This is a genomic window from Amycolatopsis sp. SID8362, from assembly GCF_010550475.1.
Lineage (GTDB): Bacteria > Actinomycetota > Actinomycetes > Mycobacteriales > Pseudonocardiaceae > Amycolatopsis > Amycolatopsis eburnea.
Map to the genome: position 1 here is coordinate 1 of NZ_JAAGNB010000836.1, position 9,662 is coordinate 9,662.

Here is a 9,662-nt window from a genome sequence, read left to right on the forward strand (position 1 = left end):
CGGCGGATCTCGTCGCGGTCGAGCCGGTCGGTGAACTCGCCGCGCGCGCCCCCGCCGCGGACCGCGGCCAGCACCCGGGCGATCAGCGTCTGCGGCTGGAGGCGCTCCAGGGTCTGGTGCGCCGAGAACCCGCCACCGGGTCCGGACGCCGAGCCGTACTGACCGAGCAGGTCGACGGCGAGCCCGGCGAGCTGGGCGAGTGCCTGCTCGTCGCCGTCGGCCAGCGCGGCGGCCAGCTCCTCCCGTAGCTCTTCCAGCGTCGACGGCTCTTCGCGGGCCCGTTCGGGCGTGCCGATCCCCGCCGGGAAGTACAGGTCGAAGGCGGCGTCGAAGACCGCGCGCTGCCCGCCACGGCGGACCAGCGCGGCGGCCAGGCCTTCGCGGACGAGCGCGCGGTCGTCCATCCCGAGGACTTCCAGCGCGGCCGCGGCGTCGACCGTCTCGGCGGGGCCGGCCGGGATGCCCTGGGCCCGGAGTGCCTTGACGAACGACGCGAGCCGCTCCGGCACGCCGCCGGTCACGACGCGTCCAGGACCTGTTCGAGCTGCAGCCCGGCGCCGGCCTTGGCGATGTCGTCCTGGTGCTTGAGCACGACGCCGAGGCTTTCCCGCACGACCCGCTCGTCCAGCGTCGACGCGCCGAGCGCGAGCAGCGTGCGCGCCCAGTCGATGGTCTCCGCGACCGACGGCAGCTTCCGCAGGTCCATCGCGCGCAGGGCGGCGATCACCCGGACGACGGAATCCGCGAGCGCGGCGTCGATGCCCGGGACCTTGAGCCGGACGATCTCGCGTTCCAGCTCTTCCTCTGGGAAGTCGATGTGCAGGAACAGGCAGCGGCGGCGCAGCGCTTCGGACAGCTCGCGCGTCGCGTTCGAGGTCAGCACGGCGAACGGCGGGCGCGTGGCGGTGATCGTCCCCAGCTCCGGCACGGTCACCTGGAAGTCGCCGAGCACCTCCAGCAGCAGACCCTCGACCTCCATGTCGGCCTTGTCGGTCTCGTCGATCAGCAACACGGTCGGCTCGTCCGACGAGATCGCCGTCAGCAGCGGGCGGCGGAGCAGGAACTCCTCGCCGAAGATGTCGGTGCGGGCCTGCTCCCACGTCTCGTCGCGGCCGGCGGTGATCCGCAGCAGCTGCTTCGCGTGGTTCCACTCGTAGAGCGCGCGGGCCTCGTCGATGCCTTCGTAGCACTGCAGGCGCACCAGCCGCGAGCCGCTGACCTGGGCGACCGCCTTGGCGAGCTCGGTCTTGCCGACCCCGGCCGGGCCCTCGACCAGCAGCGGCTTGCCCAGCCGGTCGGCGAGGAACACCGTCGTCGCGACCGCCGTGGAGGCCAGGTAGCCCGCCCCGGCCAGCTTGGCCGACACGTCGTCGACGGAGGTGAAGAATCCGGTGCCCACCACGTGCCTCCTAAGCGCTCGCTCACCCGGAGCGTACCCGACGACCCGGCTAGCATCGGCCGCGTGACCTACGTTGCCGCTTCCGGCCGATACGACTCGATCCCCTACCGTCGCTGCGGGCGTTCCGGGCTCAAGCTGCCCGCGATCTCGCTCGGGCTGTGGCACAACTTCGGCCACGACCGGCCGCTGCAGACCCAGCGCGACATCACCCGCCGCGCGTTCGACCTCGGCATCACCCACTTCGACCTGGCCAACAACTACGGCCCGCCCTACGGCTCGGCGGAGGAGAACTTCGGGCGGCTGCTGGCCACCGATTTCAAGCCCTACCGCGACGAGCTGGTGATCTCGACCAAGGCGGGCTACGACATGTGGCCGGGCCCGTACGGCGAGTGGGGTTCCCGCAAGTACCTGCTGTCCTCCTTGGACCAGTCGCTCGGCCGGCTGGGCCTGGACTACGTCGACATCTTCTACTCGCACCGCTTCGACCCCGAGACGCCGCTGGAGGAGACCGTCGGGGCGCTCGACCGCGCCGTCCGCGCCGGGAAAGCGCTCTACGTCGGGATCTCGTCGTACAGCTCCGAGCGGACCGCCGAAGCGGCGCGGATGCTGCGCGAGCTCGGCACCCCGCTGCTGATCCACCAGCCGTCGTACTCGATGCTGAACCGCTGGATCGAGGAGGACGGCCTGCTCGACACCCTGGACGAGGCGGGCGCGGGCTGCATCGCGTTCTCGCCGCTCGCCCAGGGCCTGCTGACCGACAAGTACCTCGACGGCGTCCCGGCGGACTCGCGGGCCGCGCAGGGCAAGTCGCTGAACCCGGACACCCTGGACGAGAACCGCCTGAACCGCGTCCGCGCGCTCAACGCCATCGCGGGACGGCGCGGCCAGTCCCTGGCCCAGCTGGCGCTGGCGTGGGCGCTGCGCGACCACCGGGTGACGTCGGTGCTCATCGGCGCGAGCAGCGTCGAGCAGCTCGAGGACAACGTCGGCGCGCTCGGCAACCTGGACTTCACGTCCGAGGAGCTGACCGAGATCGACGGCCACGCGACCGACGCGGACATCAACCTCTGGAAGCGGTCCTCGGACGCCTGAGCCCGCGACGACGGCGGGGCGCGCCACGCGTCCCGCCGTTTTCCGGGCCGACGTTTGACCAGATTTCGTATTTGGTCATACGATGGCGCCGTGCCTCCTGCCGAAAACCGGGCCGAACGCGCCGAGCGCATCCTCGACGCGGCCGCCGAGCTGCTCCTGCGCGCCGGGTACCGGCGCACGACCGTCGAAGACGTCGCCGAGCGCGCCGGCGTCGGCAAGGGCACCGTCTACCTGCACTGGAAGAACCGCGAGGAGCTGTTCCTCGCGGTGCTGCTCCGCGAGTCCGCCCGTAGCCTGGAAGACCTGGTCACGGCACTCGAGGCCGACCCGCTCGCCGTCGGGCTGGCCCGGCTCACCGGGATCCAGTACGCGAACGTGCTGGGCCGGCCGCTGCTGCGCGCCGGGTACGCCGACGACGCGGGCACGCTCGGGAAGCTGCTGCCGAAGCTGCACACCAAGCTCGACCCGCGCCACCAACAGGCGTTCGTCGACTACCTCGAGCTGCTGGCGGCGAACGACCTGCTGCGCGCGGACCGGCCGGCGCGCGAGCTCGCCGTCGCCTACCAGGCCGTGCTGCACGGTTTCCTGCGCGCCGCGCACCCGCCGGAGCTGATCGCCGACACCGTCGCGCACGCCTTCGAACCCGTCGCGCTCTCGACGAGGCAGCTGCGCGCGGTCGCACCGCGGGTCCTCGAGCTGTTCACCGAATCCGTCGCGCTCGACCGGAAGCAGATCGAGCGCGCGTACTGACACCCTGGAGGCCCTGGTGCGCACCGGAATCCTGATCGACGAACTCGGCGTCGGCTTCGACGCCATGACCGCTCAAGCGCGCGAAGCGGCGAAGCTCGGCTACCGCACGCTGTGGGTGGCCCAGCGCGGCGGCTGGGACGCGCTCACCGCCCTGCCCGCCCTCGGGGCCGCCGCACCCGGTGCCGAGCTGGGCACCTGCGTGGTCCCGACCTACCCTCGCCACCCGATCACCATGGCCGCGCAGGCGCTGACCGCGCAGGCGGCCACCGGGGTGCCGGTCCACCTCGGCGTCGGGCTCAGCCACAAGTTCATCATCGAAGGCGAGTTCGGGTACTCCTACGACCGCCCGCTGCGGCACCTGCGCGAGTACCTGGAAGCGCTGCACCCCTTGCTGCGCGGCGAAAAAGCGGACGTCCACGGCGAGACGCTGACGGCCGCGGGCGGGGTGAACGCACCGGGCGCCGCCCGGCCCCAGGTCCTGCTCGGCTCGGTGAGCCCGCGGTCGACGCGGCTGGCCGGCGAGCTGGCCGACGGCGTGATCACGACGTGGGCGGGCCCGCGGGCCACCGGCGAGTTCGTGGTGCCCACGCTCGGGACGGCTTCCCGCGTGGTCTCCGGCCAGCTGATCTGCGTGACGTCCGAGGTCGACGAACGCCGGAAGTGGGTCGAAGAGACCTACGGCGCCGCGGCGAACGTCCCCGCCTACCGCGCGATCTTGGACCGGGAGGGCCACGAGCGCATCTCCGAAAGCGTGCTCGTCGGCGACGAGGAAACCGTGCTGCGCCAGGTGAAATCCCTCGAAGACGCGGGCGCGACCGAACTGCTGGTGATGCCCTTCGGCCCGGCCGCGGACCAGGCCCGCACCCGCGAACTGCTGGCCGCCGGGTGAACCGCCACTGAGGAAACATGACCCGATCGGACTACCCGCGGCAGTCGATCCGGGACCGTCGCGTTCGTGTGAACTGCGAACGACGGGAACCCCGAGGAGGAGCGCCATGGCCCACTACCTGCTGTCCGTCCACAGCGTCGACGGCGAAGTCCGCGAACCACCCACCGAGGAGCGGATGCGCGAGTCGCAGCGGCTGCTCGGCGACGTCGAGCGGGACCTGAAGGCCACCGGTGCCTGGGTCTTCAGCGCCCGGCTCGCCGACCACGCCGAGGCCAGGGTGGTCCGCGAAGCCGGTGACGACGTGCTCACGACCGACGGGCCGTTCGCCGAAGGCAAGGAGCACATCGGCGGGTTCTACCTCATCGAAGCCGCCGACCTGGCCGCCGCGCTGGGGTGGGCCGCCCGGGTCACCGCCGCCATCCACGTGCCGATCGAGGTGCGCGCGCTCGCCGGGTTCGCCTGAGCCGGCTCACCGCGGCGCCGGGAGGTGGGCCGTCTCCGGGAACAGGTTCAGCGCCCGCAGAGCCGCGCCCAGCTCCGCGATGTCCGCCGGGTTCGTCAGGGACCGGCCCAGTTCCTCCGTGATCCGCTTCAAGCGGTGGCGGATCGTGTTGGGGTGGCAGAACATCCGCTCCGACGTCAGCTTCGTCGAGCCCTGGCAGTCGAACCACGCGCGCAGCGTCAGCAGCAGCACGTTCCGGTCGTCGCCCGGGAGGTCCAGCACCGGCTGGAGGACGTGGTGGGCCAGCTGCACCGACGCCTCCGGGGCGCTGGCCACCAGTCCGGCCAGCGGCGACTCGGTGAACTGGACCAGGCCGGGCGTGCCCGGCGTCATGCTGGACAGCGCGACGCGGGCCAGGTGCAGCGCGCGGGCGGTGTTGCCGAGGCCGGTGAACACCGGGCTGATGCCCACGCGGCCCACCGGGTGCTCGCGCACCAGCTCGACGACGGCCTTCGACGCGGCCGGGTCGCGCAGGGACACCACGCCCACTTGCAGGTCGGGCGTCAGCCGCCAGGCGGACGCGTGGTGCAGCCCGCGCAGCCGGGCCTCGATCTGGGGCAGCGGTTCCTGACCCAGGCGCGGGGTTTCCGCCGCGACGACGACGAACGTGCCGTCCAGCGACAGGTCGAGCACGCGGGCGATGTCCCACAGCGTGCCCTCGGTCGCGGTCCCGCCGGCGAACAGCGCCTCGACCAGCGCCGAACGCCGGTTCTGGTGCGCCACCAGGACTTCCGCCGTCGTGTCGCGGTAGGCCGTCGTGAGGGCTTCGGCGAGGTCGTCGACGAGCGCCCAGATCGCCGTCGTCGCCGCGACCAGCCCGGCCAGGTCCTGCTCGCGGGCGGTCAGCTCGACGAACCGGTGCCACACCTCGGTCAGGCCGATCCGGTACGCCCGCAGCAGCTCCGGCAGCGGCGCGCCCTGCAGCGCCCGGGCCCGGGCGGTCGCGTGGGCCTGCGCCAGGTCCGGGCCGTCCGAGCCGCGCAGCGTGCGCATCACGTGCTCGAGGTTGGCGCGCACCGACGCGCGCAGCTCGGCGTGCGTGACGAACCGGGCGTCGGCGTAGACCGGCATCTCGGCGCGGATCTGCCGCACGGTGCTCTCGATGAGCTCGGGCAGCTTCCGCTCGACGTCGGCGGCGAGGACGGCGACCCGCGGGGCGAGCCCGTCGGACAGCAGCGCCTGGTAGTGCATGGGTGCCCTCCGGTCCCCCGGCCTCTTCGTCGAGGCCCGAGACCCGCATCTAACCCGAAAGCACCAGCCACGACCGGGTGAACTTGCTACAGGCACCGCGAATGCGGAGGTTCTTGTGTAGAACCTCCGCATCCGCGTCAGGCCATCTTGGCGGCCGCGCTCTTGATCGCCTCCCGGATCCGGAAGTAGGTGCCGCAGCGGCACACGTTCTGGATCGCGTCGATGTCGGCGTCCGTCGGGTTCTTCGTCTTCTTCAGCAGCGCCACGGCCGCCATGATCTGCCCCGGCTGGCAGTAGCCGCACTGCGCGACGTCCTGCTCCAGCCAGGCCTCCTGGACCGGGTGCAGCTCGTCGCCGTCGGCCAGGCCCTCGATCGTGGTGACCTCCGTGCCCGCGCACTCCGAAACCGGCGTGACACAGGGGTTGAACGCCTCGCCGTCGAGGTGGCTGGTGCAGGCCTTGCAGACGTTGATGCCGCAGCCGTACTTCGGCCCGCGGACCTTGAGCTTGTCGCGCAGCGCCCACAGCATCGGCAGGTCGGCGGGCGCGTCGACGGTGACGGTCTTCCCGTTCACCACGAAGGTGTAGTTCGGCATGGTTCTCCTCAGCGCGGGAACGGGTCGAAGTCGACCGGGAAGGTGATCGGGAAGCTGCGGGGCTTGATCCCGGTCGCCCGGGCGTAGGCGTTGGCGATCGCGCCGACCGGGGCGGGCAGGCCGAGTTCGCCCGCGCCGCCGATGTCGTCGCCGGTCGCCGGCATGACGTGCACGGTGACGTCCTTCGGCGAGTTCTTCTGGCGCGCGTAGTGGAACTGCGAGTAGCTGCCCTCCAGCGGCAGCCCCTTGTCGATGTGCAGTCCGGCGGTGAGCGTCGTGGAGATCGCGTCGGTCAGGCCGCCGAGCATCTGCGCCTGGATCCCGCGCGGGTTCACCGGCTTGCCGACGTCGACCGCGATGGTCGCCTTCGTGACGCGCGGGTGCTTCGGGTCGCGCGCGTCCAGCTCGACCAGGCAGGCGGTGTAGGACTTGTACTCGCCGTGCACCGCGACGCCCTGGGCGAACCCGGCGGGCATCGTCTTGCCCCACTCGCCGAGCTCCGCGACCTTGTCCAGCACGGCGCGCTGCCGCTCTTCCTTGATGAACTCGCGGCGGAAGGCCACCGGGTCCTTGCCGAGCTTCTTCGCGATCTCGTCGACCATGATCTCTTCGGCGCCGCGGGTGTTCGCCGAGTAGACCGACCGCCACGCCGAGGTGTGGAACTTCAGCGGGACCTCGTTGAGCAGCTGCGTGGTGACGCCGAAGTTGTACGGCGACTTGACGGTCAGCAGGAACACCGTCTGCGCGAAGCTCAGGTTCCCGCCGACGGGCAGCTTCGCCGCGAACGCCGTGAGGATCTCGCCGAGGCCGTGGCTCCAGTCGGTTTCGACGCTGGCGACGCGGTGTTCGAACGTCAGCACCTGGCCGAGCGCGAAGGTGGCCCGGATCCGGTGGAAGCTCGCCGCGCGCGCCCGGCCGTGGCGCATGTCGTCGATCCGGCTCCACATCAGCCGGACGGGCTTCTTCATCGCCTTCGAGATGTGCGCGGCTTCGAGGGCGGCGTCGAAGAACAGCCGTCGCCCGAAGGACCCGCCGCCCTGCTGGACGTGCACGGTGACCTTGTTCTCCGGCAGTCCCAGCTCCTGGGCGATGGTCTGCTTGGCCACGATCGGCGACTTGAGGCCGGCCCAGATGGTCGCGCTGTCCTCCCGGACATCGGCGACCGCGGAGTTCGACTCCATCGGCGCGTGGCTGGCGAAGGCGAAGTCGAACTCGCCGTCGACGTACTGCGTCAGCAGCGGCGGCACCACGAACGGCAGCGCGGCCCCGCGCAGCTTCTTCTTGATGCTCTCGTTGTCCTCACCGTCCACTGTGCCCGGACCCCAGGTGACGTCGAGGGCGTTCTTGCCGTCGAGGGCCTGGCCGAACGTCTCGGCCATCACCGCGACCCCGGTCGGCACGACGGCGATGTCGATGATCCCCGGCATCGCCCGGACCGCGGCCTCGTTGTTGACCTTCTCGACGGTGCCGTTGATCGACGGCGGCCGCCGCACCATCACCGGGTTCGCGCCGGGGACGTCGAGGTCGAGCGTGTAGACCTGCTTGCCGGTGACCATCGCGCGGGCGTCCTTGCGCGAGGTCGGCGTCCCGACGAGCGTGTGCGCCGACTCGGCCTTCGGCGCGATGGCACCGGTGGTCAGGTCCGTGCGCGACGCCGGCCCGGCGAGGGCGCCGTAGCCCGCGCTGCGGCCGTCGGGCGCCCACACCGCACCGTCGCGAGTGGACAGCCGCGAAGCGTCGGTCCCCCACTGCGCCCCGGCCGCGGCGACCATCCGGGCACGCGCGGTCGCCGCGGTGGCGCGCACCGGGTCGTAGAGCGAGCGCATCGTGTTGGAGCCACCGGTCAGCTGGTTGAACAGCAGCTCGGTGCGCGCGTCGGACAGCACGACGTCGACGCGGTCGAGCGGCAGGTCCAGCTCCTCGGCGACGAGCATCGCGGTCGCCGTCGTGATGCCCTGCCCGACCTCGGCGCGGGGCAGCTGCAGCCGCGCCCGCCCGTCGGGCGTCATTTCGAGCACGAGCATCCCGGCGGTCGGCGCGCACGACAGCGTCAGCACGTCGCCGAGGTCGAGGATCTCCGCGGGCTGCGGCAGCGTCGGGACGACGGCGTCGGCGGTCGCCGGGGCCACCGCGTCGGCGGTGAGCTTCGTGGCGACGGTGAGCGTGGGCGCGGCGACGAGGTAGGTCAGGAAGCGGCGACGGCCGACTTTCCCGGCTTCGGCGGGCTCGGCTGGTTCGGTGGTGGGACTGGCCATCGGGAATCCCTTGCAGCGTGGTGGCGGGGTGCGCGCCACGCTAAGCAGGCGTTGTCAGGCCGTCAACGCGGAGTAGTCGAGTTCGCCCATTCCTGTGACGAGATGACAGCGGAAGCCACCGAATGTGTGCGCCGCCACAGTGCCGGACGGCCCAACGGGCTGGTTCAGCCGGCGTCCGAGCCGCGTTCCCGGCGGGCTTCGAGCAGGTCGTCGCGAGCGCGCGCGACCCGGGAGCGAACGGTGCCGACCGGCACGCCGCAGACGTCGGCGGCCTCGGCGTAGGACAACCCGAGCACCTGGGTCAGCACGAGCACCTCGCGCCGGTCCGGGTCGAGGCCGTCGAGCAGCACACCGAGCTCGACCAGGTCCTCGAACCCGGCCGCGGCGCGCCCCTGGTCGACCGGCGCGTCCCAGTCGATCTTCGGGCGCGCGGAGGCGGCCCGGATCTGGTCGACGACCACCCGGCGCGCGATCGCCAGCAGCCAGGTGCGCGACGACGAGCGGCCGGCGAAGCGGCGAAGGCTGCCGAAGGCGCGGAGGTAGGTCTCCTGCGTCAGGTCGTCGGCGGCGGCCGCGTCGGTGAGGTGCGCGAGGAAGCGCCAGACGTCGGCCTGGGTCGCGCGGACCCACTCCTCCAGGGCCCGCCGGTCACCCCGGCCGGCGGCCAGGGCGAGAGCCGTGACGCGTTCGTCGTCCTCACCGCGGGTCATGGTGCGGAACCTAGCAGTAACGAGGAACTTTGTGAGCCCGCCGTCCGACTAGTGGACCATGAGGTGCGAGGACTGCCGCGAAGCGCTGTCTGCCCGGCTGGACGGCGAGAGCGAGCCGGTTTCACCCGACGAGCACCTGGCGACCTGCGCGGCCTGCCAGGAGTGGTTCGCCGGCGCGGAACGGCTGCGGCGCGCGATGCTGCTGCGCCCGGCCCCCGCGGTCCCGGACCTCACCGCGGCGATCCTCGAGCGCACCCCGGCGCCGTCGGGCGAGGGCT

The 9,662-nt window shown here is 72.1% G+C and carries 10 protein-coding genes and 1 pseudogene; 5 read left to right on the plus strand and 6 right to left on the minus strand.

Translation table 11 applies throughout. The annotated features are described in order from the left end of the window. Both G3I65_RS26140 and G3I65_RS26145 read right to left on the minus strand, forming a co-directional pair. Positions 1 to 521, minus strand: a pseudogene (locus tag G3I65_RS26140) (hypothetical protein); the annotation flags it as partial. Further along, a complete protein-coding gene (locus tag G3I65_RS26145; RefSeq protein WP_160698459.1) occupies positions 518 to 1,399 on the minus strand; it encodes a MoxR family ATPase in 882 nt (293 codons plus the stop codon). The pseudogene G3I65_RS26140 and the gene G3I65_RS26145, both read right to left, overlap by 4 nt. Positions 1,400 to 1,462: 63 nt before the next feature. Between G3I65_RS26145 and mgrA the strand changes: the two genes are divergently transcribed. The 4 genes from mgrA to G3I65_RS26165 all read left to right on the plus strand — a co-directional run bounded on the left by mgrA (position 1,463) and on the right by G3I65_RS26165 (position 4,593). Beyond that, positions 1,463 to 2,491: an L-glyceraldehyde 3-phosphate reductase gene (gene mgrA, locus G3I65_RS26150; protein WP_160698460.1), complete on the plus strand. Its 1,029-nt coding sequence runs from the start codon at positions 1,463 to 1,465 to the stop codon at positions 2,489 to 2,491. A 90-nt stretch (positions 2,492 to 2,581) separates the two neighbouring features. Beyond that, positions 2,582 to 3,241 carry a TetR/AcrR family transcriptional regulator gene (locus G3I65_RS26155; protein ID WP_160698461.1) on the plus strand — a complete coding sequence of 220 codons (660 nt, stop codon included), beginning with the start codon at positions 2,582 to 2,584 and terminating at the stop codon, positions 3,239 to 3,241. A 16-nt stretch (positions 3,242 to 3,257) separates the two neighbouring features. Next, a complete protein-coding gene (locus tag G3I65_RS26160; protein ID WP_309235706.1) occupies positions 3,258 to 4,130 on the plus strand; it encodes a TIGR03564 family F420-dependent LLM class oxidoreductase in 873 nt (290 codons plus the stop codon). A gap of 106 nt (positions 4,131 to 4,236) precedes the next feature. Continuing rightward, entirely contained in the window at positions 4,237 to 4,593 is a 357-nt protein-coding gene (locus tag G3I65_RS26165) for a YciI family protein (protein ID WP_239071453.1), read from the plus strand. A 6-nt stretch (positions 4,594 to 4,599) separates the two neighbouring features. Here the strand turns inward: G3I65_RS26165 and G3I65_RS26170 are convergent, their stop codons facing one another. The 4 genes from G3I65_RS26170 to sigC form a co-directional block, all read right to left on the minus strand. Next, a complete protein-coding gene (locus G3I65_RS26170) occupies positions 4,600 to 5,823 on the minus strand; it encodes a CdaR family transcriptional regulator (protein WP_160698462.1) in 1,224 nt (407 codons plus the stop codon). Positions 5,824 to 5,960: 137 nt separating this feature from the next. Then, the gene (locus tag G3I65_RS26175; RefSeq protein ID WP_160698463.1) at positions 5,961 to 6,419 is read right to left on the minus strand and encodes a (2Fe-2S)-binding protein; all 459 of its coding nucleotides are present in this window, start codon (positions 6,417 to 6,419) and stop codon (positions 5,961 to 5,963) included. A gap of 8 nt (positions 6,420 to 6,427) precedes the next feature. Then, positions 6,428 to 8,674, minus strand: a complete 2,247-nt coding sequence (locus G3I65_RS26180) for a xanthine dehydrogenase family protein molybdopterin-binding subunit (protein ID WP_160698464.1) — start codon at positions 8,672 to 8,674, stop codon at positions 6,428 to 6,430. 164 nt (positions 8,675 to 8,838) lie between these two features. Further along, positions 8,839 to 9,384 (minus strand): RNA polymerase sigma factor SigC, encoded by a 546-nt coding sequence (sigC, locus tag G3I65_RS26185; protein WP_125312161.1) that lies wholly within the window; start codon positions 9,382 to 9,384, stop codon positions 8,839 to 8,841. A 58-nt stretch (positions 9,385 to 9,442) separates the two neighbouring features. On the opposite strand from sigC, the gene G3I65_RS26190 reads away from it, so the two are divergent. Next, a partial coding sequence (locus tag G3I65_RS26190) for a zf-HC2 domain-containing protein (protein WP_239071454.1) occupies positions 9,443 to 9,662 on the plus strand: 220 nt, incomplete at its 3' end.

Coding starts and splice junctions, on each gene's coding strand:
- G3I65_RS26170 (WP_160698462.1), bottom strand. CDS start 5,823: ATGCACTACCAGGCGCTGCTGTCCGACGGGCTCGCCCCGCGGGTCGCC.
- G3I65_RS26165 (WP_239071453.1), top strand. CDS start 4,237: ATGGCCCACTACCTGCTGTCCGTCCACAGCGTCGACGGCGAAGTCCGC.
- G3I65_RS26180 (WP_160698464.1), bottom strand. CDS start 8,674: ATGGCCAGTCCCACCACCGAACCAGCCGAGCCCGCCGAAGCCGGGAAA.
- sigC (WP_125312161.1), bottom strand. CDS start 9,384: ATGACCCGCGGTGAGGACGACGAACGCGTCACGGCTCTCGCCCTGGCC.
- G3I65_RS26175 (WP_160698463.1), bottom strand. CDS start 6,419: ATGCCGAACTACACCTTCGTGGTGAACGGGAAGACCGTCACCGTCGAC.